Origin of the sequence: Thermophilibacter provencensis, from assembly GCF_900128445.1 — a bacterium.
Lineage (GTDB): Bacteria > Actinomycetota > Coriobacteriia > Coriobacteriales > Atopobiaceae > Thermophilibacter > Thermophilibacter provencensis.
In genome coordinates, this window is sequence record NZ_LT671417.1 from 1,328,896 (window position 1) to 1,353,144 (window position 24,249).

Consider the following 24,249-nt stretch of genomic DNA (forward strand, 5'->3'; position numbering starts at 1 on the left):
GGCGAGAACGAGAAGGACGCGCGGGCAAGAACGGCGCGCCAGGCCTATCTCACGCGCCACTCCTCGGGGACCTCGAAGATCGCCTCGAGGCTGGCGAGAAGGTCCTCGCGCCAGCTGGTGGCGCCGCGCCGGATGCACCAGAGGAGCTCGTAGCCGCTGAACATGTGCGACGCGGCCTCGTAGAGCCGCTCGGCTGGCGCGAGGTTGCGCACCTGGCCTGCCTCCTGCGCGCGGCGGATGATGTCCACCGCGACCTCGGTGAGGTAGGGGCGCATGTCGAAGGTGTGGCGGTCCTCCTGCAGGTTGGCGATCATGGCCTGGCTGAAAAGGCCTGCCCCCAGCTTGGAGCTCTCCTGGTAGAGGGTGTCAAAGCACGTGACGAGCTGCTCCCAGTAGTTGCCCGACCCCGCCACGGCGAGCAGCCGCTGCGAGAGGCGGATCGTGATGTCGTCGTAGACCTCCAGCACGAGCTCCTCCTTGGAGGGCACGTAGCGATAGAAGGTGGGCTTGGTTATCTCGCACGCGTCGCAGATGTCCTGGACGGTCACGTTCTCGTAGCCGCGCTCCTGGAAGAGCCGGAGCGCCTGAGCGGAGATGATGGTGCGGTTCATGCGTCTTCCTCGCGTCGTGGGGGCCGGTCACGCGGCGGGTCGTTCGACCTACTTTACACCGCGGCCGTTCGCGGCCGCCCTCGAGAAGACGGCCGCGGCGCGAAACGCGACGCCCGCCGAAAAGCCGTCCTCGCCGCGCCCCGCTCGCCCCTCGAGGTGTAGCTTTAACTCGGGTAACGAAAGGCGTTACCGTGGTAAAACCGAGGGGAAAGCGAGAGGACGCATGGCAAACAGGCTGTTCGAGAAGACCCAGATCGGGAACATGCGGCTCAAGAACCGCATCGTCATGGGCCCGATGGGCACGACCGGTGAGGCGGACGGCGCCTACACCATGGACGGCGTCTACTACTTCGAGGAGCGTGCCAAGGGCGGCTGCGGCCTCATCATCACCGGCGCCAACGTGGTCTCCACCAAGTACGAGCCGCGCCCCTGCACCGAGCTCAGCAACTTCCACCACGTGGAGCGCCTCAACATGCTCATCGACCGCTGCCACCACTGGGGCGCCAAGGTGTGCGTGCAGCTCTCCCCGGGCCTCGGCCGCCAGCAGTTCACCGACCCCTTCACGCCGCCGTACTCCGCCGGCGCGTGCCCCTCGTTCTGGTTCCCGAGCCTCATCTGCAAGCCCTTCGCCAAGGAGGACATCGCCTACCTGGTGGAGCGCGTGGGCTACTCCGCCTCGCTGGCCGTGGCCGCCGGCGCCGACGCGCTCGAGCTGCATGCCTACGGCGGCTACCTGCTCGACCAGTTCCAGTCCACGATGTGGAACGACCGCACGGACGAGTACGGCGGCTCGCTCGAGAACCGCATGCGCTTCACGCTCGAGTGCATCGAGGCGATCAAGAAGAACGTCCCGGCGGGCTTCCCCGTCCAGGTGAAGTTCACGCCGTACCACGGCGTTCCCGGTGGCCGAGAGCTCGACGAGGGCGTCGAGATGGCCAAGATCCTCGAGGGCGCAGGCGTGGACGCGCTCCACGTTGACGTGGGCTGCTACGAGGCGTGGTACAAGGCCATCTCCACGGTCTACGCCCCCGAGGGGCACCAGCTGCGCGTGGTCCGCGCCATCAAGGACGCCGTGAGCGTGCCGGTCTTCGGGCAGGGCAAGCTCTTCGATCCGGCCCGCGCCGAGGCCGCCGTGGAGGACGGCACCCTCGACTACGTGGTGCTGGCGCACCAGACGCTCGCCGACCCGGAGTGGGCCAACAAGGTCCGCGAGGGCCGCGTCGACGACATCCGCCCCTGCATCGGCTGCAACGAGTGCCTGCTGGCCGGCTTCTCCGGCAAGCACTACTACTGCGCCGTGAACCCGCAGTGCTACGCCGAGCGCGACTACGCGCTGCCCGCCCCCGTCGAAGACCTCGACGACATGCGCAGCGTCCTCGTGGTCGGCGGCGGCCCCGGTGGCATGGAGGCCGCCATCGCCGCGGCCGAGCGCGGCTACGACGTCGAGCTCTGGGAGAAGAGCTCGCGGCTCGGCGGCAACCTCTGGGCCGCCGGCTCGCCCACGTTCAAGCACGACGTGCTGCGCCTCATCGACTACATGAGGACGCAGGTCAACAAGCTCGGCGTGCGCGTGGTCTACAACAAGGACGCCAGCGCGGCCGAGATCGCGGCCTACGGCGCCGACAAGGTCGTCCTGGCATGCGGCTCCCACTCCGTCGTGCCGCCCATCCCGGGCATCGAGCGCGCCGAGGTCTCCGACGGCTACCTGCTGGGGACGCGCGAGCCCGGCAAGGACGTCGTGGTCATCGGCGGCGGCCTCGTGGGCTGCGAGACCGCGGCGTTCATGGCCGAGAAGGCCGAGAACGTGACCATCGTCGAGATGCTCGACGACGTCCTGCTCACGGCCGGCCACTGCCTGAACAACGACCAGGCGCTCAAGGCTATGCTCGAGGAGCGCGGCGTCAACAAGGCGTGCGGCGCCAAGGTGACGCAGGTCACCGATGACGCCGTCGTCTACGAGAAGGACGGGCAGACCGTGAGCGTCCCGGCCGACACCGTGATCATCGCGGCGGGCTACCGCTCCAACAACGAGCTCGAGGACCAGCTCGATGGCCTCGTCGATGACCTGTCCGTGGTGGGCGATGCCGTGGCGCCGCGCAAGATCCTCACCGCGGTCCACGAGGGCTATCACGCCATCCGCGTGATGGAGTAGGCCCGGGACGCCTCTCGATGCGGCAGGCGGTGGGGCGAGAAGGACCAGCGTCAGGCCCTTCTCGCCCCGCCGCATCTTTCTCCGGGACGGCCTGCCGGCTAGCTGTCGCTGCGGGAGAAGCCGTTTCTCATGCGCATGCTCGCCTCGAAGAGGACCTTGTCGAGAAGGGCCTCGGTCTGCCGGCGGCACTCGTCGGCGATAGCCTGGTTGCATGCGACGAGGTCACCGCCCTCGGCGTCGCACGCGCGCACGAGCGCGGCACAGCGGGAGGTGAGCGCCTGCTGGTAGCGCTCCACGTGCGGGAGGCACGACCCGTAGGCGGCGTCGGCGAGCGCCCCGACGATGCGGTTTGCCCAGTAGAAGTTCTCGCTGGTCACGCGTGTGGTGGTGTCCTCGAGGTAGGCCGGGGTCTCGTCGACGTTGGCGTAGAGCGGCACGAGCGCGTTGAAGGCGTTGCTGCCGTAGGCGACCCACTGCAGCGCCGCGCGCTCCGGAGCCACGTGGGGGCGCAGCTGAAGCACGGCCAGCTGGCTGTTCCGGTTGATGCCGATGGGGCGGTAGAGGCCCGCCCGCTCGCCTCCGGCATAGGGGTCGTATGGCGTGCCCTGGTAGTGGAGCGAGAGCACGTACTTGACGTCCTCGACGGTGAGCTTGCGCTCCGGCTCGCGGCACCAGGGGATGGCGTCGCTCTCGGGGCCGAAGTCGGCGGCCGGCGCGGCGGTGTCCCAGGGGCCGGCGTGCGGGTTGAGGGCGCGCTGGATGGCCCAGGCGCGCGGCGTGTTGTAGACGTGGTCGGAGTCGGAATGGCTGCCGAAGGCGTCGCGCGGGCTGAAGTGCCCGGCCGAGACGCCGATCGTCAGGTCCAGGTGGTTGGCCGCCATCCACTCGCGCAGGTCGGCGGAGCAGAGGTGCTCCTCCTGCCTGCCGAACGCGTCCTCGAGGTCGAAGTCGTCGATGCCGAGCTGGTTGGGCATCGTGACGTAGCAGTCGTCCGGCACGCGGCGGGCGATCCAGTGGTGGCCGCCCACGGTCTCCATCCACCAGATCTCGTCCGCGTCAGAGAACGCGATGCCGTTCATCTCGTAGGTGCCGTATCGCTCGAGCAGCGCGCCCATGCGCAGCACGCCGTCTCGGGCGCTCGTCATGTAGGGGAGGACGAGCGTGACCATGTCCTCCTCGCCGATGCCGCCGGGCGTGCCGGCCTCCTTGTCGTAGCGCACGAGCGGGTCTGCGGCGAGCACGCGCTCGTTGGTGGTGAGGGTCTCAGTTGCGCTCATTCCCACGTTGCGGGCGCTGAAGCCGGCCTCCTCCCAGAGGCCCTCCCTGAGGTCGGCGTTGGGGACGGCGGTGTAGCGGACGCCGTCCTCGGGCAGTTCGATCTCCAGGTGCGAAATCACGCTCCTGTAGACGTCTCCGGCCTTGGGGGCGGGACGGGAGACGAAGCGCTTGGGGCAGAACTCGCCGTTGGGTGAGTCCTCGTTGCGGGCCACGATTGTGGAGCCGTCGTAGCTCGCCTTCTTGCCGATGAGAATGGTGGTGCAGGGCATGGCGCCTCCTCGGGGACGAGTTTCTTCCGGGTCCCATGGTAGCGTCTCGCAGCGCCGAGCCGGCTCTCGGCGTGCAGTTGGGCGGATAGTGTGAAAGAACGCCGCGCTCACCTGCAATCACCGGGATAGTGCGAAGCGATTTTGGCCTCGAATGGCCTTTTTGCTGCGTCGCATCTAATTAGATTCAATATATTTCCTGCTCGTGGGAGATGCGATACGTGACTCATGTGCGAGGGGGCTTCGCACTATCCCGGTGATTGCATGGGCCGGCGGCATTTCTTCGCACTACCCCCCTGATTGCATCTCCGAGGGGCCATGACGACGTCGCGCGAAGGGCATCATTGTGTAACGAACTCGCTCCATGCGTTGCCTTGGGGGCGTCCGAGCGCAATAATTCGTTGGCGTTCGCCCAATCGTGAGAGGAAGCCCGCATGTCGATGAAGTTCAAGCGCCTTCTGCCCATCCCCAAGGACATCCGCGCCGAGATGCCGCTCTCGGCCGAGATGGCCGAGCGAAAGGCGGGCTTCGACGCGGCGGTCTCCGCGATTCTGCGCGGCGAGGACGAGCGCCTGCTGCTCATCATCGGCCCGTGCTCGGCGGACCGCGAGGACTCGGTGCTGGACTACGTCACCCGCCTGGCCAAGCTCGCAGAGACGGTCGAGGACCGCATCCTCGTCATCCCGCGCGTCTACACCAACAAGCCGCGCACCAAGGGCATCGGCTACAAGGGGCTGCTCCACAACCCCGACCCCGAGTCCGGCGACGACCTGCTCGAGGGCGTCAAGGCCATCCGCCGCATGCACGTGCGCGTGGTCGAGGAGACGGGCCTCTTCACCGCCGACGAGATGCTCTATCCCACCAACTACCAGTACCTCATCGACCTTCTGGCCTACATCGCGGTGGGCGCGCGCTCCGTGGAGAACCAGGAGCACCGCCTCGTGGCCTCCGGCGTCCCCATGCCCGTGGGCATGAAGAACCCCACCGGCGGCTCCACCGACGTCATGCTCAACTCCATCTACGCCGCGCAGCAGCGCCAGACCTTCATCTTCCGCAACTGGGAGGTCAACACCACGGGCAACCCCCTCGCGCACGCGGTGCTGCGCGGCTACGTGGGTCTCGACGGCATCAACTACCCCAACTACCACTACGAGTACCTCGAGCGCCTGGCGGAGAAGTACACCGCCGACAAGTTCCAGAACCCGGCTGCCGTCATCGACTGCAACCACGACAACTCGGGCAAGCGGCCCCTGGAGCAGATTCGCATCTGCCACGAGGTGCTCGACTCCATGCACCGCGCGCCCGAGATCCGCCGCCTCGTGCGCGGCTTCATGGTGGAGTCCTATCTCGAGGACGGAAACCAGCCCGTGGGCGGGACCGTCTACGGCAAGTCCATCACCGACGCCTGCCTCGGCTGGGAGAAGACCGAGCGCCTGGTGAAGGAGATCGCGGAGCGCGCGTAGCGCCTCGTGCCCGAATATGCCCGAAGGGGGCGCGGTCGGTCTTGTGGCCGGCCGCGCCCCATCTGTCTGGCTTCGCTTGCCCCGGAAACTTGAGGCAGCCTGAAACAATCCGCCCTCTCCAGGCGTATCTCGTGCGAGGGACCAAGGTGGAAGACACGAGAGAGGGGGATGCGTGCAGGACGATGAGTTTCGACAAGCGGTCGAGAAGAACCGCGACCTCGTGTTCCGCATCGCGTACACCTATCTGCGCGACGCGGCCGACGCGGATGACGTGACGCAGGACGTCTTTATCAAGCTCCTGCGGCATGAGGGTGACTTTGCGAGCGAGGCGCATCAGCGCAACTGGCTCGTGCGGGTGTGCGTGAACGAGTGCCGGTCGCTCTTCCGGCGGCCGTGGCGTCGCGTCGAGGACATCGAGCGGTACGCAAACTCGCTTCAGATGCCGAGCCGCGGGCACGTCGAGCTGCTCACGAGCGTGATGCGTCTGCCCGAGAAGTACCGCGTCCCGCTGGTGCTGCACTACTACGCGGGATTCTCGACCGGCGAAGTTGCGAGCATGCTACGCGTGCCTGCCGCGACGGTGCGCACGAGGCTCGCGCGGGCGCGGGCTCGCCTGCGGAAGATGCTGGAAGCCGACGGTATTCCCCATAGGGAGATGGAGGTCGTGCAATGAGGAAGAATGAGCTGCATGAGGCGATGGAGCGCATGCACGCCGCCGAGGACACCTACGAGCGCGTGATGGAGCGAGCGTCGGCGGGATGTCGGCGAGGCAGGGGGCCGTTGCCCGCGGCTGCGGTGATCGGCGTGGCGGTGGCGGGGGTGCTCGCCACCGGGGGCGTCGCCTATGCCGTGGCCGGCGGAGACTTCTTCGACAGGGTGTGGGGCGATCACGGCACCGACGGGAGGGTCGAGTGGAGCTACATGGGCAACAACTACTCCCAGGAGTATGGCTCGCTCGACCCCGCGGCCGTTTCCGATGACCTTGCCTCCTCCGTGGAGGCCGTGGGGCTCTCCGTCACGGGCAACGGCTACACGCTCACCATAGAGGACATGCTCGTCGACGAGAACGGCTGTGGTGTGGCAAGCTTCACGCTGGAGAACCCGGACGGGCTCCAGAACAACCCGGAGTACGGCCTGCCAGTGGAGTTTGTGCCCGCCGATGACGCCCCCCTCGACTCTCTCGGCATGTTTTCGACCGGCGAGGGCGTCTCCGGGCTCATTGACGCGAGGTGGGTCTATGACCAGGAGCTCTCCACGGATACCGCCGCCCGAGGAACCGTGTACTTCTCGACCTTTGGATCGCTCGACAACGTGCTCTCTGGCGTCTTCTGGTCGCTCTCGTGGCACACGGGTGAGGTTGACGAAAACGGAACCGTGCCTCCCGACTACGCCAACCTGGAGGAGTGCTCGGATGCCTTCGTCCCTAGCAAGGTCGTGGGTGCGCGCGAGTTCGCCGGAGAAGACGGAAGCGTTGCCACGGTGAGCCCCTTCAGCATTCACGTTGACGCCGCGTGGAAGGCGGGAGGGGAGTCTGGCACGGACAAGGTCGTGCTGCACCTGGCAGACGGCAGCACGTATGTGGTCGTGTCCGACGGCGATGAGTCCGCAGACATGAACTACTACACCGCCAACCTACTTGAGGATAGGACCGTAAAGTACACGTTCACACGTCTGGTCAACGTCTCCGACGTCGTGAGCGTCGAGATCTCGGGGGCCGTGGGCGACCCGCTCAGCGGGGAGGAGACCCACGCGGCCACGCTCGTGCCTGCCGCGTAGCTTCCGGGCCTAGCCCCGCCGTTCGGGGCGTCGTCCTCCCCGGCGCTCCGAACGGCGCCGCGCGAAGGCGCGCAGCGCAACCTCGCGCAGCTCCTTTGCACGCGCGGCCTCCATGGCCTTCACGCCCTCGAGCGGGTAGGGGATGCCGAGCTTCTCGTACTTGGACTTGCCGAGCGTGTGGTAGGGGAGGAAGTCGAGCCCCACGACGTTGTCCCACTCGCCGATGATGCGGCCCACGGCGGCGCACTCCTCCTCGGAGTCCGTGAGGCCGGGGACGATGACGTGGCGGACGAGCATGGGTATGCCGCGGCGCGCCAGCTCGTCGCCGAGCTCGAGCGCGTGGCTCGCGGGCATGCCACAGAGCCGCTCGTGCAGGACGGGGTCCGAGGTCTTGATGTCCAGAAGAACCATGTCGGTGGCGTCGAGAAGCCGCGAGAAGCGCTCTGCGTGCGCTGCGGAGAAGGTGGCGGCAGAGGTGTCCAGACAGGTGTGGATGCGCCCCGCAGGCGCCTTGTGCGCCTCCTCGAAGAGGGCGGCCACGAAGTTCGGCTGGGCCATGGGCTCGCCGCCCGTGACGGTGAGGCCGCCCGACCTGTAGAACGGGCGGTTGCGCTCGAAGCGCTCGAGCACCTCCGCCACGGTGACGTCGGTGCCGGGGCCGGTGCCGTCGGCGCGGCCGAACTCCCAGGTGTCGGGGTTGTGGCAGTACTGGCAGCGCATCGGGCAGCCCTGGCAGAACACCACGAGCCGCGTGCCGGGCCCGTCGACGGTCCCGAAGCTCTCGATCGAGTGCAGCCTTCCTGTGACGGCCAGGTTATCCGCGCCGCCCTTCTCGCCGGTTCGAACGCTCACATCCGCACCTTCCACCCAGACACGTTATGAAACCATGATAGACAGAAGCGGGCCGGGAGATTGCGGAGCAGAGTTCCTGAGCGCCGAAAGGCGCGAGGCACTCTGCAGAGCAATCTCCCGGCCCGCCCTACGGACAGGTCAGGTTGACCTTACATCGCCTCGTGGAAGGTTCGGGAGATGACGTCGTCCTGCTGCTTCTTGGTGAGGGAGTTGAACTTCACCGCGTAGCCGGAGACGCGGATGGTCAGCTGCGGGTACTTCTCGGGGTGGGCCTGGGCGTCAAGCAGGGTCTCCTTGGTGAAGACGTTGACGTTGAGGTGGTGGCCGCCCTCCTCGACGTAGCCATCAATCATGCTGACGAGATTGTCGATCTGCTCGGCGGAAGAGATTGCGCTCATGATGGAATCCTTTCTCGTGCGGGTCGCCCCGGAGCGGGGCGACCCTCCTGTAACCACAGTGTACCCGATAACTGACACCTAATCAGTGACATTTATCGAATCCGCCCGCACGAATCTGCGAATTGGGGACTGTCCCCAATTCGCAGGGGCCTAGCAGCAGCCGCAGTCGGGGGCGGGGTTCTCGATCTGGATGTCCACGCCGAGGGCGTCGAGGTCGAGCTCGTCGAACATGACGGCATCGCTCTTGCCGAGGGCGTTCGGCACGATGGAGAACGTGTTGGAGATGCCGTCCTGGGCGTCCTTGAACGGGAGCTTGGCGACGGAGGCGAGCGACGCCACGGCGCCGTGGGTGTCACGACGGTGCATCGGGTTGGCGCCCGGGGCGAAGGGCTCGCCGGCACGACGGCCGTCGGGCGTGTTGCCGGTGGCGTTGCCGTAGACGACGTTCGAGGTGATCGTGAGGATCGAGGTCGTGGGGACGGAGTTGCGGTAGGTGTCGGTCTCGCGCACGAACTTCATGAAGACCTCGACGACGTCGTGGGCGATCCGGTCGACGCGGTCGTCGTCGTTGCCGTACTTGGGGAAGTCGCCCTCGACCTCGTAGTCGGTGACGAGGCCCGTCTCGTCGCGGATGACCTTGACCTTGGCGTACTTGATCGCGGAGAGGGAGTCGGCCACGACGGAGAGGCCGGCGATGCCCGTGGCGAACCAGCGGTGCACGTGCTCGTCGTGCAGGGCCATCTGCAGGCGCTCGTAGCAGTACTTGTCGTGCATGTAGTGGATGATGTTGAGCGCGTTGACGTAGACGCCGGCGAGCCAGCCCATCATGTCGCGGTACTTGGACACGACGTCGTCGTAGTCGAGGTAGTCGCCCTCGACCGGGCGGAACTTCGGGCCAACCTGCTCGCCGGTCTTCTCGTCGCGGCCGCCGTTGATGGCGTAGAGGAGGCACTTGGCGAGGTTGGCGCGGGCGCCGAAGAACTGCATCTCCTTGCCGATGCGCATGGAGGAGACGCAGCAGGCGATCGCGTAGTCGTCGCCGTGGTAGACGCGCATGAGGTCGTCGTTCTCGTACTGGATGGAGCTCGTGGTGATGGAGATCTTTGCGCAGTAGCGCTTGAAGGCCTCGGGAAGGCGCGTGGACCAGAGCACCGTGAGGTTGGGCTCGGGGCTGGTGCCCATGTTCTCGAGGGTGTGGAGGTAGCGGAAGGCGGTCTTGGTGACCATGGAGCGGCCGTCGACGCCCATGCCGCCGAGCGACTCGGTGACCCACTGCGGGTCGCCCGAGAAGAGCTCGTTGTACTCGGGGGTGCGGGCGAACTTCACCATGCGGAGCTTCATGACGAGGTGGTCGATGATCTCCTGGGCCTCGGACTCGGTGATGACGCCGGCCTTGAGGTCACGCTCGGCGTAGATGTCGAGGAACGTGGAGTTGCGGCCGATGGACATTGCGGCGCCGTTCTGCTCCTTGACCGCGGCGAGGTAGCCGAAGTAGAGCCACTGGACGGCCTCCTGGAAGTTCTTGGCCGGCTTGGAGATGTCGAAGCCGTAGATCTTGCCGAGCTGGTTGAGCTCCTGGAGGGCGCGAATCTGCTCCGCGAGCTCCTCGCGGTGGCGGATCGTGGCCTCGTTCATGGTCTTCTGGGTGCCGGCGTGCTCGGCCTTCTTCTCCTCGATGAGGCGGTCGACGCCGTAGAGGGCGACGCGGCGGTAGTCGCCGATGATGCGGCCGCGGCCGTAGGCGTCGGGCAGGCCGGTGATGATGTGGCTGTGGCGGCAGGCACGCATCTCGGGGGTGTACGCGTCAAAGACGCCGGCGTTGTGGGTCTTGCGGTAGTTCGTGTAGATGTTCACGATCTCCGGGTCGACCTCGTAGCCGTTCTGCTTGCAGGCGGCCACGGCCATGCGGATGCCGCCGTTGACCATGAGGGCGCGCTTGAGCGGCTTCTCGGTCTGAAGGCCGACGATCTTCTCGAGGGGCTGGTCGATGTAGCCCGCGGGGTGGGAGATGATCGTGGAGACGAGGTCAGTGTCCATGTCGAGGACGCCGCCCGCCTCGCGCTCCTTGGCGAAGAGGCCCATGACCTCGTCCCAGAGCTTGGTGGTGTTCTCGGTGGGTTCGGCGAGGAAGGACTCGTCGCCGTCGTAGGGGGTGTAGTTCTTCTGGATGAAGTCACGAACGTCGATCTCGTGCTCCCAGTTGCCGCCGACAAAGCCGGCCCAGGCCTCCTGCTGACTCACTGCTCACGCTCCTTTATCTAAGGTTGGGCGCGTTACGCCCGCCGCGGGATAACGGCACTCTTCAAACTACCAGATATGAGAACTTGATGGAGCTGAGAAAAGTTAGGTGAAGGTTACATCTGGCAAAACACACATACGTGCGGAGCGGGCAGGGGACGCGGCGCCGGCCGGTCCAGGCGCCCGGGAATCGGACGAGCCGCAGGGTTTGCCCGTCAAGCGTCCGAGTCTGGATGACTGTCGCCCGCCGCGCGTGGGAGGCTCTTCCGAGCCGCGCCGTCTTGAGGCCAGCGCTCGGGTAAGAAGAGCCCGCGGCGCAGAGAGCCCGTGATGCCGCAAGGGCGGCTCCGCCATCGTGTCGCGGTGGCGGGCCCTTCTCGGTGCGCTGTCGCGGGGATGGCGAGAAGAACGGGCGCTCCCGGCCTCCCGAGGGCGCCCGCCCGTGGCGCCCCGCCACAGAAGAGCGCCCCGACCTCGGGGTGGCCGGGGCGCCGGGATGCGGAGCGCGTCCTTTGCGGGGCTACTTGCTCGGCATGATCCAGAACTTGAGGAGCGGGAAACTCACGATGACGGCGAGCAGCGTGTTCACGACGGAGGCGACGGTGCCGGAGAGGCCGGCGTCCCAGCCGAAGGTGGTCTGGCAGAAGCTCATCACGTAGCCGGGGAGGATGAGGTTCACCACGACGATGACCACGGCGAGGATGGCGTACTTCCACGCGGCGTCCTTGAAGGAGGCGTCGGACTTGAAGACCCACTTCATCTGGACGAAGAAGTTGACGACCTGCGCCACGACCTCGGCGATGAGGAAGGTCACGAAGCCGCCTAGGCCGTTGGAGCTCGGCTCGGTGTAGTTGAAGATGAGGAACTGGAAGGGCTGGGTCATCTGCATCGCGTTGATGAAGATGGCGGTGCCGATCCACGTGAAGACGAAGCGGGAGATAGTGGAGACGTTCGAGAGGATGTTGAACTTGATGAACTCCCAGATTCCCTGGTGCTCCTCGGTCCAAGTCTTGAAGCTCATGGCGGGTCCTTTCTGTGACGTTCTGGCGGTCGTTGACGGGGCTTAGCAGGCGCGCGATGCGGACGCGATCTTCTTGGCGAGCGCGTTGTTGCGCACGAGGTTCATGACGAAGGCGAAGAGGATGGGCGCGAGCACCCACAGCGCCCACAGCAGGATGCCCACGCCGACGCCCCAGCCGAGCGCGACCGAGAGGGCGAGAAGGGCGATGCCCGCCCAGCCGTAGCCCTTGACCTCTCGGACGAGGGCGTCGACGAGGCCCATGTCCACCATGCCGTTGGTCATCTTGGCAAGGGCGCGCAGCGGCATGTTCCAGATGAAGAGCACGTTGAGGTTGGGGTGGCCGGACTTGTCAGCGGCGTTCTTCAGGGTGCGCAGGACGAGCCACACGACCCAGAAGATGAGGGAGCGACCGTGGTTGAGGTCGCGGAAGCACATGTTGCGCTCGATCTTGGCCTCGTTGCTCGGGATGGCATGGCCGAGGAGGGCGGCGAAGTGCGCGTCGTCCACGCGGAGCACGTCGGCGGAGTCGTAGGGCGCCACGTCGACGCCGGCGTAGGGGTTGGGGGCGCCGGTTCCGGCGAGCCGGAGCTCCGCGGTGAGGCGGACGTCATCGGAGGCGGCGGCGACGCGCAGCTCGTAGGTGCCCGCCTCGACCTCCCAGCGGTTGGTCTTGACGTTGAAGTAGCTGAAGGCGCGCTCGGAGAGCGGGATGGTGACGACCTTGGACTCTCCGGGGGCGAGCTCGACCTTGGCGAAGCCCCTGAGCTCCTGCTCCGGCCGGAAGACCTCGTGGTCGGGCTTGGCCACGTAGAGCTGGGCCACCTCGGCGCCTGCCACGGCGCCGGTGTTGGTGACGGTGAAGCTCGCCGCGTCCGCCGTTGCCTTGAGGTCCGAGTAGGCGAAGGAGGTGTACGAGAGGCCGAAGCCGAAGGGGAACGCCACCGGCACCTTGGCGGTGTCAAAGTAGCGATAGCCCACGTAGAGCCCCTCGCGGTACTCGGCGCTCTTATCCTCGGAGGGGAAGTTGGCGGAGGAGGGGACGTCCTCGAGGCGCACCGGCCAGGTCTCGGCGAGCTTGCCGGAGGGGCAGACGGCGCCGGTGACCACGTCGAGCGCGGCGCCCGCGCCCGCCTGGCCGCCGAGCGCGCAGTAGAGCACGGCGCGCGCGTCCTGGACCCAGTCGGTCTCCACGCAGGAGCCGGCGGAGAGCAGCACGACGACGTTGGGGTTGACCTCGGCGACGGCGTGGGCGAGCTCGACCTGGTTCTCGTTCAGGCGCATGGTGAGGCGCTCGGCGCCCTCGGACTCGGCGATCTCGTCGAGGCCGAGGCAGAGCAAGATGACGTCGGCGTGGCGCGCGAGGTCGAGGGCCGCGGCGCGCTTGGAGGCGTTCTCGCCGCCGTGGCGCTCGAAGCCGGGCTCGTAGCCCACGAGGTCGAGGCTGGTCTCGCCGATGAGGTCGAGCAGGCTGTCGACCTTGGTGCAGTTGACGGCGGAGGAGCCGGCGCCCTGGTAGCGCGGGGTCTTGGCGAAGTCGCCGATGAGCGCGACCTTGGCGTGCGCGGGGAGCGGCAGGATGGGGCCGTCGTTCTTGAGCAGGACGCAGCCGGCCGCGGCGGCCTCGCGGGCGAGCGCGTGGTGCGCGTCGGCGTCGAAGGAGGCCGGCGCCGCCTCGACGGCAGGGGTCACCTTGAGCGCGAGGTCGATGACCTCGTCCACGCGCGCGTCGACGTCGGCCTCGGTGATGGTGCCCGCCTCGACGGCGGCGATGAGCTCTCGGGTGGAGCCGAGGCCCGGGGCCGGCATCTCGAAGGTCGAGCCCGCCGCCACGCCGGCGGCGTGGTCGTTGGAGCCGCCCCAGTCGGTGACGACGGAGCCGTCGAAGCCCCACTCGTCGCGCAGGATCTCCTGGAGCAGGTGCTCGTTCTCGTTGGCGTAGACGCCGTTCACGAGGTTGTACGAGCTCATGATGGTCATGGGGTCGGCCTCGCGGACCACGGTCTCAAAGCCGGCGAGGTAGATCTCGCGCAGGGTGCGCTCGTCGAGGATGGAGTCGGACGCCTGGCGGCGCGCCTCCTGGCTGTTGACGGCGTAGTGCTTGGGGCAGGCGCCGATGCCGTTGGACTGGACGCCCCGGACGAAGGCCGCGGCCATCTTGCCGGAGACGAGCGGGTCCTCCGAGAAGTACTCGAAGTTGCGGCCGCAGAGCGGGTTGCGCTTGATGCAGAGGCCGGGGGCGAGCAGCGTCCCCACCTTCTGGACGGCGGCCTCCTGGCCCATCGCGGCGCCGACGCGCTCCTCGAGCTCGGTGTCCCACGTGTTCGCCATCGTCACGGCGGTGGGGAAGCACGTGGCGGGCTCAGAGCCGTTGAGGCCGAGGTGATCGGCTGCGCCGGCCTGGTGACGCACGCCCGAGGGGCCGTCCGAGAACTCGATGGCCGGGATGCCGGCGCGCTCGTTCGGCCAGCTCCCAAAGGTGGTGCCGCCCTGGAGCAGCGCGCACTTCTCGGCGAGCGAGAGCTTCCTGATGATGTCCTCGTGTTTCATGTCTCTCCCCTTCGACAGGCTCGGCATCATCTCAAATATATTGAGGCCGAGCCCTTCCCCGGGCGCACTGACACGATTGGCGCGTCTGCAGACACGATTGGCGCTCGCCCCCACGCCACTAGCGTAGACGCGCGAGGCGAGAAGGGCGGGCGACGTGGCACGAGCGGTCGAATGGGCGGCACAAGCTGCACGCGTGCCAGGGGGACGGAGGGGATGGCACCGCTCCGTCCCCCTGGCGTCCCTCAGCGCCTGTCCTTCTCGGCGCGGCGCTTGTCGTTGATGATCTTGACGTGCTCGTCGGTGATGAGCTCGACGCCGTTCTCCTTGGCCCAGGCCACGCAGCCGTTGAGGACGGTCTTGAGGAACGGGCGCGGCACCTTGACGAAGTTCCTGAGCGCCTCGTCGGTGAACTTGACCGTGTCGTCCGCGCGGTTGGCCGCGTAGCGGATGGACTCGATGTCGACCTCCTTGGGGGCGGGGACGGGCTCGGCGATGGGCTTCGTGAGCTTGGGGAAGCGCGTGTACCAGAAGTTGGTGGAGTCGCGGTAGCCGTAGTCCACGGGCACGGGCGGGAAGCTGCTCTTGCTGACGCCGTTCACGATGGCGTCGTAGTAGCGCTCCTTCATGAGGATCTTGTCGATGTGCAGGATGAAGTGGGCGCCGTACCTGGACGTGATGCCGTTGAAGTCGTTGTAGGGGCCGGGGTGGCCGTCGTCGATGTCCTCGACGCGGAACCTGTCCGCGCCCTCGAGCTCCGCGGCCCAGGTGCACTCGAAGACCTGGAACGCGGTCTTGATCACGGGCGGGCGCAGCGGGTCAGTGGGGTCGGCCTGGCCGGGCTCCATCTCAAACCTGAGCCCTCCCATCTTCTCGGCGGAGGGGCCGGGGAATCCCAGACGCACGGCCTCCTTGAAGCTCTCGCGGTCATCGGGGATGAAGTTCAGGGCGCACTTGTGGGTGCGGAGCAGGTTCGCGCAGGTGTTGGACGTGTTGCGGCACTCCAGGAGCATCGCGTAGCGGTCCTTGCCGGCGATGTAGTACGGGAAGCAGAGCGAGTACGAGCCGATGTTGAGGGAGCCGTCGGGGTTCATCGTGGAGACGCACACCGTTGGCATGGGGAAGAAGGCCGACGTCTGGTAGAAGTTGTCGACGATCCTCAGGTCCTTGAAGCTGCTCACGATCTTGTTCCTCCTTCTGTCTGTGACAGGGGGACGGAGCGGTGACAATGCCTCCGTCCCCCTGTCACAGGTCGTGTCCCGGGGTGGGGAGACGGGGCAGATGAAGACGGCGGCTCCCGGACTGACCTCGTGGGTGCGTCCGGGAGCCGCCCAGGCTTGGCGGTGCGTGCGGGGATGCGGGCTCTACCTCTGCTGGCCCTCGCCGTCCTTCTGCTCGCGCAGGGCAGGGATGATGCGCTTGACGACCCAGAAGATCACGGCCACGACGACGATGGCGATGATCACGTACTTGACGATGTCGGAGACCCACTCCGCCTGGGCGGTCACGGTCTCCCAGGCGCTGCCGGCCGCGGCGCCGAGCGAGCAAAGCACGCTGTTCCAGACGGCAGATCCGACGAGCGTGTAGAGCGAGAAGCGCACGACGCCCATCTTGGCGGTTCCGGCGGGGATGGAGATGAGACTGCGCACGACGGGGATGCAGCGGCAGATGAGCACGGTCACCTGGCCCTTGCGGTCGAACCAGTCGACGGCGCTCGAGATGTCCTCGGGCTTGAAGCCCAGAAGGCGCATCGGACGCGTGCCGAAGAACGTCATGAGGCGCTCGCGAGAGAGGAGGCGCCCGACTCCGTAGAGGATGTAGGCGCCGGTGATCGAGCCGATGGTGGCCGCGATGATGACGCCGGGGAGCGTGAGGTCGGTCGTCGTGGTGAAGAAGCCAGAGAGGGGCAAGATCAGCTCGGACGGGATGGGCGGGAACACGTTCTCGAAGAAGATGAGAAACCAGACGCCGATGTATCCGAACTGGCTGATGAGGTTGGTGAAGACGTCCTCCATGGGGCTCCTTCTGCTCGACGGCACAAACGAGAACATTATCCCAGTCCCCGGGCGGTCCGGTGGAATAATCAGCGATTGCACAGAACTGCGGCGCCCCGGCCGTTCGCCGCGCCCCGGCCGCGGTCGGCCGGGGCGCCGGGGTTACCTCAGGCGAAGGCGCCAACGAAGCAGGGGCATGGCGACGCAGGCCGTGCCGAGAAGGACGACGAGCGCCGCGGGGAACGCGTCCTCGCCGGTGCCGGGCAGGCCCTCCGGGGACTCGGGGGTCGTCGCGGCCGTCTGCGTCACCGCGTCCTCGTCGTGCGCCTCGAGCCCCTCGCCCCCTCCGTTGCGGTAGAGGTCGACGCGCGCGGCGTTGTCGAGAGAGGTCCCCTCGACGTACGACTCCGTGGCGCGCATGCGAACGATGGCGGGGGAGAGGCCGTCGCCATGAGATGCCGCAAGGTCGTCGAGGTCGTCGTGCGCGTCCTTGAGGTCGTCACGGTCCCAGTCGCCCGTCCGGGTGGTGAAGCCCGCCTCGACGCGCCCGTACTCGAGGCGGATGCCGGTCACGACCTCCCCGTCGCCGAGCCCGAGTTCGGAGACCGCGAGCTCAACGGCCTCGTCGGCGGGCACGTCGGCGCGCCAGAGCCTCCATCCCTCGTAGCCGAGCTGCCTTCCCTCGCCCTCGAGCCACGGGTTGTCGTGCCCGTCTGAGCGCGTGGCGTTGGCGCCGCTCGCGTCGACGTGGGCGGGGTCGGTGAGGTTGGTCTGGTACCAGACGTTCATGAGGCCGTCGTAGTCCCCGCTCGCGCGCGGGGTGACGATTGACGAGAGCTCGGCGAGGCCCTCTGCCGCGGCATCAATCCGGTCGGTCACGGTGAGCTCGTCAGCCCAGGTCGAGCTCGTGCTCCTGAAGTCGATCCCGTACTCGTACGACCCGTCATCGGAGACGGTGACCCCGGCCCGGTTGGCCCCGTCGCCGTTGGCCTCCGTGCGCGTCGCGACGGGGTCGGCGATCTCCTGCCGCTTGTCGATCTGCCCGGACACCTCGATGGGGTCGTCCCGCATGACGACGGTCTGCACCTCCCCCGTCTCCTCGACGGTGAAGGTGACGGTCTCCGCCTGGTCATAGTTTCGGGGCGTCATCTCCTCCGTCAGCGTGTAGGTGCCCGGCTCGAGGCGCTCGATGCGGTGCGGCTCGGTTCCCGAGACCCACATCTCGATGAGATTTCCCTCCTCATCGCGCACGGTGAGCGTCGCTCCGGGCACCTCGTCCTCTCCGGTCGCGGAGCGCTTGGAGACGTCGACCCTGGTGTAGTCGTTCTCCAGCCTCGCGGTGGCGTGGGCGCCCCCGACGAGCCAGCTTCCGGATACGAGCCCGGCCTCGTCGACGTGGACGGTCCGCACCGTCTCATCGAGCAGGTGCCCGGGAACGGGCCTGGTCTCCACGAGGTGCCAGTCGCCCGGTGCCAGCCCCTCGACTCTCAGAGTCCCGTCATCGCCCACGACAAGCGTTCGGACGCTCGTCGCCGATGCGGGGTCGTCGCCCTCGTCGGCGTCCCACCAGGCGAACTCGGTCCCGGGGAGGGTCGTCTCCTCGCTTCCCAGCTCCGACTTCGTCACGACGAGCGAGTTCTTCTCGTTCGCCGCCTCGACGGTCACCGTGACGACGGAGGTCTGCTCGCCGCCCGTCGACACCGTGAACTCATGGGGCGTCCCGTCGAGGACGTATCCGTCCGGCGCCTTCGTCTCCACGAAGGCATAGGTGGCGGCGCCCGACCCGAGGGGCAGCCCGCTTGTGCGCGCCGTGCCGTCGGCGCCCGTGGTCACATGCGCCACGACCTGTCCGTCTGCCGCCTGGACGGTCCCGTCGGGGGCGACGACGTCCCCCCTTGCGACGACGTCGAACTCCGCTCCCGCCAGGGCCTCCCCGCTCGCCGCGTCACGCTTGACGAGCGTCGCGGAGGCGCTGCGCTCGATAACGAGCATGTTCTGCACGTTGGCGCGCGGGGCGTGGTAGACGCGGACCGCCTCGTTCCAGGGGCCGTCCTCGCCGGCGCGCGCCTGCGCCTCGAGGTACAGGTCGAGCGCCGCCTGCCTGACCTCGACGCTGGTGGGGCCGCGGTCGGCGAAGCTGTAGCCACCGCCGCCCTCCCAGGCGCCCACCGGGACGTAGCACTCCACGCCGGGCTCGATGTAGCCCTGCTGCATGTACACCGCGAGCGCCGTGGCGGTGCGCGCCCCGAGCTCGCTCAGCTGGTGGCCGGCGATGGCGCTGGTGCCCGGGAAGCCGTGGTAGGCGATGTAGGCGAGCGCGCCGGTGGCGTACTCCCATCCCGCGTCGTAGGAGAGCGTCTCCGGGTTCACTCGCCCGAGGTTCATGCAGTACCCCACGGCGACGGTGGTGCCCGTGCCGTCCATGACGTCGAAGTAGTGGGTGCCGGCGTCAAAGCCGTCTTCGTTGCTGGGCGACGCCACGCTGCGCACGGTTACGGCGTCTCCGATGGCGAGCGCCTCCCGCGGCGCCGCCCCGCACGCAACGCAGAGCAGGAGAAGGAGCGCCGCGACGAGGGTGGCGAGCCTCGCGACGCCCGTCACCCCCTCGCGACGATGTCCGATGGCTGTCCTGAACTGCTCCATGCAGGCTCCTCTCGATCGATTTCCGATGGGTCGGGCGAGCGTACCAAGGGGCGTCGAGAGGTTGTCTTCCCGTCCTCTGACGGGCCGCTGACGGGGCAGGTGAGGGCGCACGCCAACGGAGGTCGGTTTCGGAACCTATCGGCAGGCGCGTCCTTCTCGCCTGCGGGCGGAAGGCGCTCACAGTCTCTGCAGACGGGGGAGTCTTTTTTGCAAGGATTTGTATCGTCACAGCTCAAGGCCATAGAAAAGGGCCCTCCGCCCCGTTTGTCGGGACGGAGGGCCGCGACGCGTCGCCCTTCTTGCCTACAGCGCGGACTCGTAGATCTGCCGCGCGTCCTCCATCGTCAGGCGTCGGAACTCGCCGAAGACGGGGCCCTTGTTCTTCTCCAGGGTGCCGAGGAGCGCAGGAATCTGCCCTCTCGTGACGCCGAGCTCCGAGAGCGTCCTCGGCATGCCGAGCGAGACGAAGAAGCCCTGCAGCTCGTCAATCGTCGCGCCCACGGCGTCGGCGACGGCCTCCTCGGCCGTCACGTCCACGGCGTCCTCGGTGGGGTCGACGGGCTCAATCCCAAAGACGTCGCGGCCGAACGCGAGGAAGCGGTCCGGGTTCTCGCGCCATACGTGGCGCATCCAGGCGGGCACGATGACGGCGAGCCCCGCTCCGTGCGTGATGCGGGCGTCATGGGCGGAGAGCTCGTGCTCGAGGGCGTGGCTCTCCCAGCCGCCCGCGCGGCCGCCGGCGACGCTGCTCCTGCCGAGGCCGGCGATGTCGTTGTGCGCGAGCATGCCCGCCCACATGATGTTGGCGCGGGCGTCGTAGTCGGCGGGGTCGGCGAGCGCGCGCGGCGCCTCCTCCACGAGCGAGCGCACGATCGCGCACGCGATGCCGTCGGTCACCGGGACCGGCCCCGCGGAGGAGAAGTACCGCTCGATGACGTGGGCGATCATGTCGGTGACCCCGGCGGCGGTCTGGTAGGAGGGGAGGGTGAAGGTGAGCTCGGGGTCCATGATCGAGACGGCGGGGCGATGGAGCTCGCTCGAGAGCCCTCGCTTGAGGCGAAGCTCGTCGTTGGTGATGACGCAGCTCGCCGAGGCCTCGGACCCGGCGGCGGGGATGGTGAGGACGCAGGCGACGGGCGGCTTGCCCTCGGCGACGGGCTCGGCGGCCCTCGAGAAGAGGTCCCAGACGTCGCCCTGATAGGGGACGCCGAGCGCGATCGCCTTGGCGGTGTCGATGACCGACCCGCCGCCGACGGCGAGGATGACGTCCGCCCCGATGTCGCGGGCCCGCTCGACGCCCGCGCGCACGAGGCCGACCTCGGGATTGGGCCGGACGCCGGAGAGCTCCTCGTGGGCGATTCCCTCCGCGTCGAGCGAGGCAAGCACTCTGCCGAGCGTGCCGGTGCGCACGGCCGAGCCCTGGCCGTAAACCACGAGCGCGCGGCGTCTTCCGAGGGCCCCGAGCTCCGCACCGACGCGATCGGTGACTCCCCGGCCAAAGACGAACTTGGTGGGGCAGAGGAACGTGAAGTCGTTCATGACGGTCCTTTCGACGGAATGTCGAGAAGAGCTTAGCGCTTGCGCCCCGCTCCCGCCGAGCTTGCCGTTTCCTGCCGCGCGGCTTACGCGCGCGTTACGCGGCGCATCTATCGTAAGGGCAGCGTACAGGTTCCGTAGGAGGAGGCTGAGGGGCATGGCTGAGGCGCTGCTCGGCAGGAACGCGTCGTACCTGCGAAGGCTCGGGGCGCTCACGGCCCTTCTCTGCGGCACCGGAGCGGTGCTGGGGCTCGGGCTGCTTCTTGTCTCGCCGTCCGCCGACGTGCTCGCCGCCACCGCCGCGAGCGCCCTCGTCGCGGGGTGCGGCGCCGCGCTGAGCCGTGCGGAGCGGGGTGCCTGACCCCCCGTCGCCTCCTTCTTGCCGGCCCCCGGGGCGCGCCGCCTAGGAAAGAAGCTCGCGGACGATCCCGCGCGTGATTTCGTAGACCCCGGGCGCCTTGGAGGCGCGGGGGCCCGCCACGTTGAGCGTCAGCTCTCGGCCGATGCCCTCGAGCCATTCCCGCGCCCGCGACACCTCCCCGGCGCCCTCGATCACGAGCACGGGGCGCCCGTACGCGCGGGCGAAGTCGACCGTGGCCTCGGTGCCGCTCTTGGGCTCGAGCCCACCCGGGGATACGATGAGGGTCGCGTGGGAGTCGCGCACGTTCCATGCCGTGCGCTGGATGTACCCGGCGCTCGGCGTCTCCCTGAGCTCGGGGTAGGGGCCGATCAGGCCGGGGGCCTCGGGGCAGTCCTCCGCGAGGCCGCCCGCCGGGCACCAGCCGCACAGGGCGACCCCCATCTCGCGGGCGGCGTCGAGCGCGCCGCGGTCCGCCCCGGTCTGTCCACCCGAGCGGACGAGTGCCACCAGGGACAGGCTCTCCACTATGTCGCGCTTCTCGGCCTGCTGCTCGTCGATGAGGCCGCGGTGAGCGTGGCCCATGCGGGTCCAGCGCTCGCGGCTGAGCACGTTGACGTGGGTGCGCGCAGCGTCGCCGAGGAGCGGCCGGGGCAGCGACTCGATGATGCGGTCGGGGACGAAGCCGAGCTTCTCCTGCACGCGCCGACTCTGCTCGTTGCCCTCGTAGTAGCTTGCCCAGACCGCGTCGAGGCGCAGGTCGGAGAAGGCGTGCTCGAGCAGGGCTGCCGCCGCCTCGGGAACGATGCCCTGCCCCCAGAGGGGCCGGCCGACCCAGTAGCCCAGCTCTGCCTCCCGGCTCGACCGGGCGAGGTCGGACGTCGCGCCAAACATGAGGGCGATCGCGCCGACGGGCAGGTCCCCTGCGCGCCGCTTGAGCACGATGGCGTAGCTCTCCGGCATGGCGAGCACCTCGCGAATCACCCGGCGGCTCTCCTCGACGCTCTCGTGCGCGGCCCATCCGGCGCGCGGGCCGACGTCGGGGTCGCGCGCGTAGCGGAAGAGCGCATCGGCGTCGGACTCCCTCCAAGGTCGCAGGGTCAGGCGCGTGGTCTCGAGGTGCTGTGTCATGGCTGCCTCCAATCGGCTCACCACAGCATCGCACATCTGCCGCCTTCGCGCTCGTAGAGTTGGCCGCCCCGTGCGGGCGCCCTCCTCGTGGGGGCTGGGCCTCAGCCCGAGGGCGGGGCGGCCTCGGGCTGAGGCCCAGCCCCCACGAGGAGGGCTCGCCCTCGGAGCCCCTCGCGTCGAGACGCTCCTGCCAATGCGCGCGATGTTCCTCGAAGCCCATGAGCTTCCTTCGCGCGCTCGAGAGCGCGAAGGGCTCGAAGCCCCGTTCCCCTGCATCCGCGAGCGCCTTGAGCTGGCTCGCCTCGTTCAGGAGGAGCCCCTCCGTGAATTCGACAAGCTCCTCGGCGCTGAGCATCCAGTCGCCAGGAGCGTCGCCGATGCCGTCGAGCAGCTGGGGGCCTGCCGCGGCGAGGCCGTCCACGACGTCGAGGACCTCGATGTCGTGGCGCCATGGGCATCCGGTCCCATAGCAGTACGTCACCGCCTGCCACCTGCGAGTGAGCAGGTCGCCCAGAAGCGTCTCCGAGGCCTCCTCGTGCAGGAACGCGTGACGGCGCGACTCCACCCTCGGCACCTCGCCGAGGACCTCCGGCTCCCCGATGAGGTGGTTCTTTCCCCCGTGCCTGAGCTCGAACCCAAAGGGATGCGTGTCGAGCCAGCAGAAGCAGCGCTGTATCACGATGTGCAGGTCGAGGAAGGTGAGGCCTGCCGGGACGAGGATCTTCCTCCAGCACGCGACACTCCTGCCGTAGGGCCCGCCCGCCCTGAGGGGCAGACGAACCATGAGGAGGAAGGCCCTCCCATCGCCCGCCGCGCGATGATAGGACGCGGGCGGGTCGGCGAGCATGGTCGGGCCCAGGGGCGCGGGATGTCCCGCGGCGGGCCTGCCCGAGAGGGCGTAGGCGATCTCGTCCATCGTGAGGGGTCCGGCGCCGTCGACGATCTCGTGGGCGAGGAGCTCGGGCTCCGCGTCCCGTATGTCGTCGAGGCTCGCCCCGATGTGCGGGCCCAGGGCGATCTGCAGGAACTTGAGCAGCCCCCGCGCCTCCCGCACGCCCTCCTCGGTGAATGAGACGCTCGCGTCGTCGGGGAGGCGGTGGATGAGGCCGCACTCCGCGAGGCGCTGGAGCGAGCCGAACGCGTGGACGCGCTGCGACACCACGGCGTCGCCGCCAGAGCGCTCGTAGTCGGGGTTCAGATAGAGCAGCGCGAGGGTGAAGATGTCGCTCAGGCGGGCGTTCAGCGTCGCGGGCCTGCCGCCGCGAGCGTATTCGGGCGCGCGTCCGTACCCGTAGTCGCCCTCGAAGCCGAAGTCGTCGTAGTGGCAGTGCATCGAAGCTCCCTTCTCCCGTGGGAGACGAGCCTAGCAGCCCTGGTCGCAGCGGTGTCTGCCCGCCTGCGGGCCGGTTGCTGACGGCGCAGGTGGCGGCGTCAGCCCGGCTTGCGACAGGCCGGGCGCAATCGGCGGGCGGCGCCCTTCTCGCCCCGGGCGCGCGGGGGGCGGGGCCTCGGCCGCGTCGCGGCGTCGGATTCGCAACGATTCGCCACCAATCGCCGACCCGCTGTTTGACAGGTACCCCCATGGGGTATAGAGTACATCGAAACGGAAACCCCTAGGGGGTATCTGGCAGGGAGGGAAGACATGACCGAGGGAAGCGTCGAAAAGGGCGTCGAGCGACGCGCCTGCCCACATTGCGGCGAGCTTAAGCACACGCCGCGATCGCCGGAGCTCAAGGCGAGCGTCGCACGGCGCATCAACCGCGCGGTGGGGCAGCTGAACGGCATCCGGGTGATGGTGGAGGAGGACCGCTACTGCGGCGACGTCCTCACGCAGCTCGCCGCCGTCGAGTCGGCGGTGAAGGCCATCTCGCGCGAGGTCATGCGCGACCACCTCGAGACCTGCGTCGTCGAGCGCATCCAGGCTGGCGACACCGAGGTCACCGACGAGGTCATGGACCTCTTCAAGAAGTTCATGTGAGCTGCGAGTT

At 68.2% G+C, this 24,249-nt stretch carries 18 protein-coding genes and 1 pseudogene; 6 read left to right on the top strand and 13 right to left on the bottom strand.

The window, feature by feature from the left end; all coding sequences use genetic code 11:
- Positions 1-44: 44 nt before the first annotated feature.
- Positions 45-611, bottom strand: a complete 567-nt coding sequence (locus BQ7391_RS06030) for a TetR/AcrR family transcriptional regulator (RefSeq protein ID WP_075279775.1) — start codon at positions 609-611, stop codon at positions 45-47.
- A 223-nt stretch (positions 612-834) separates the two neighbouring features.
- On the opposite strand from BQ7391_RS06030, the gene BQ7391_RS06035 reads away from it, so the two are divergent.
- Positions 835-2,763, top strand: a complete 1,929-nt coding sequence (locus BQ7391_RS06035; protein ID WP_075279776.1) for an oxidoreductase — start codon at positions 835-837, stop codon at positions 2,761-2,763.
- Positions 2,764-2,861: 98 nt separating this feature from the next.
- Here BQ7391_RS06035 and BQ7391_RS06040 read toward each other — a convergent pair whose 3' ends face one another.
- Positions 2,862-4,310 (bottom strand): C69 family dipeptidase, encoded by a 1,449-nt coding sequence (locus tag BQ7391_RS06040; RefSeq protein WP_075279777.1) that lies wholly within the window; start codon positions 4,308-4,310, stop codon positions 2,862-2,864.
- Positions 4,311-4,741: 431 nt separating this feature from the next.
- Here BQ7391_RS06040 and BQ7391_RS06045 point away from each other — a divergent pair, with 431 nt between their 5' ends.
- The 3 genes from BQ7391_RS06045 to BQ7391_RS06055 all read left to right on the top strand — a co-directional run bounded on the left by BQ7391_RS06045 (position 4,742) and on the right by BQ7391_RS06055 (position 7,546).
- Complete coding sequence (locus tag BQ7391_RS06045; protein WP_075279778.1) at positions 4,742-5,770, top strand: 3-deoxy-7-phosphoheptulonate synthase; 1,029 nt, start codon at positions 4,742-4,744, stop codon at positions 5,768-5,770.
- 172 nt (positions 5,771-5,942) lie between these two features.
- Positions 5,943-6,443 carry an RNA polymerase sigma factor gene (locus tag BQ7391_RS06050; RefSeq protein ID WP_075279779.1) on the top strand — a complete coding sequence of 167 codons (501 nt, stop codon included), beginning with the start codon at positions 5,943-5,945 and terminating at the stop codon, positions 6,441-6,443.
- Positions 6,440-7,546: a DUF4179 domain-containing protein gene (locus tag BQ7391_RS06055; protein WP_075279780.1), complete on the top strand. Its 1,107-nt coding sequence runs from the start codon at positions 6,440-6,442 to the stop codon at positions 7,544-7,546. Before BQ7391_RS06050 ends, BQ7391_RS06055 begins: the two co-directional genes overlap by 4 nt.
- 9 nt (positions 7,547-7,555) lie before the next feature.
- On the opposite strand, the gene pflA is transcribed toward BQ7391_RS06055, so the two are convergent.
- From pflA to BQ7391_RS06100, 9 genes are all read right to left on the bottom strand, one after another.
- Positions 7,556-8,398: a pyruvate formate-lyase-activating protein gene (pflA, locus tag BQ7391_RS06060; RefSeq protein ID WP_075279781.1), complete on the bottom strand. Its 843-nt coding sequence runs from the start codon at positions 8,396-8,398 to the stop codon at positions 7,556-7,558.
- Positions 8,399-8,547: 149 nt separating this feature from the next.
- Positions 8,548-8,796, bottom strand: coding sequence for an autonomous glycyl radical cofactor GrcA3 (gene grcA3 / locus BQ7391_RS06065; protein WP_075279782.1), 249 nt, complete (start codon positions 8,794-8,796; stop codon positions 8,548-8,550).
- Positions 8,797-8,946: 150 nt separating this feature from the next.
- A complete protein-coding gene (gene pflB, locus BQ7391_RS06070; RefSeq protein ID WP_075279783.1) occupies positions 8,947-11,037 on the bottom strand; it encodes a formate C-acetyltransferase in 2,091 nt (696 codons plus the stop codon).
- A 517-nt stretch (positions 11,038-11,554) separates the two neighbouring features.
- Positions 11,555-12,055: a GtrA family protein gene (locus BQ7391_RS06075; RefSeq protein ID WP_075279784.1), complete on the bottom strand. Its 501-nt coding sequence runs from the start codon at positions 12,053-12,055 to the stop codon at positions 11,555-11,557.
- Between the two features lie 42 nt (positions 12,056-12,097).
- Positions 12,098-14,602 (bottom strand): glycoside hydrolase family 3 C-terminal domain-containing protein, encoded by a 2,505-nt coding sequence (locus BQ7391_RS06080; protein ID WP_083662130.1) that lies wholly within the window; start codon positions 14,600-14,602, stop codon positions 12,098-12,100.
- Between the two features lie 242 nt (positions 14,603-14,844).
- Positions 14,845-15,780 (bottom strand): PNPOx family protein, encoded by a 936-nt coding sequence (locus tag BQ7391_RS06085; protein WP_075279786.1) that lies wholly within the window; start codon positions 15,778-15,780, stop codon positions 14,845-14,847.
- Between the two features lie 183 nt (positions 15,781-15,963).
- Positions 15,964-16,614, bottom strand: coding sequence for a DedA family protein (locus tag BQ7391_RS06090; protein WP_075279787.1), 651 nt, complete (start codon positions 16,612-16,614; stop codon positions 15,964-15,966).
- 141 nt (positions 16,615-16,755) lie between these two features.
- Complete coding sequence (locus BQ7391_RS06095; RefSeq protein WP_075279788.1) at positions 16,756-19,236, bottom strand: thioester domain-containing protein; 2,481 nt, start codon at positions 19,234-19,236, stop codon at positions 16,756-16,758.
- Positions 19,237-19,539: 303 nt separating this feature from the next.
- Entirely contained in the window at positions 19,540-20,775 is a 1,236-nt protein-coding gene (locus BQ7391_RS06100) for an iron-containing alcohol dehydrogenase (protein WP_075279789.1), read from the bottom strand.
- Between the two features lie 154 nt (positions 20,776-20,929).
- On the opposite strand from BQ7391_RS06100, the gene BQ7391_RS06105 reads away from it, so the two are divergent.
- Positions 20,930-21,133, top strand: a complete 204-nt coding sequence (locus BQ7391_RS06105) for a hypothetical protein (protein ID WP_075279790.1) — start codon at positions 20,930-20,932, stop codon at positions 21,131-21,133.
- A 42-nt stretch (positions 21,134-21,175) separates the two neighbouring features.
- On the opposite strand, the gene BQ7391_RS06110 is transcribed toward BQ7391_RS06105, so the two are convergent.
- Both BQ7391_RS06110 and BQ7391_RS12750 read right to left on the bottom strand, forming a co-directional pair.
- Positions 21,176-22,261 (bottom strand): GNAT family N-acetyltransferase, encoded by a 1,086-nt coding sequence (locus BQ7391_RS06110; RefSeq protein WP_075279791.1) that lies wholly within the window; start codon positions 22,259-22,261, stop codon positions 21,176-21,178.
- A gap of 373 nt (positions 22,262-22,634) precedes the next feature.
- Positions 22,635-23,594: pseudogene (locus BQ7391_RS12750) on the bottom strand (IS1096 element passenger TnpR family protein); the annotation flags it as partial.
- A gap of 309 nt (positions 23,595-23,903) precedes the next feature.
- Between BQ7391_RS12750 and BQ7391_RS06125 the strand changes: the two are divergent.
- Positions 23,904-24,239: a metal-sensing transcriptional repressor gene (locus BQ7391_RS06125; RefSeq protein WP_075279793.1), complete on the top strand. Its 336-nt coding sequence runs from the start codon at positions 23,904-23,906 to the stop codon at positions 24,237-24,239.
- The last annotated feature ends 10 nt before the right edge of the window (positions 24,240-24,249 follow it).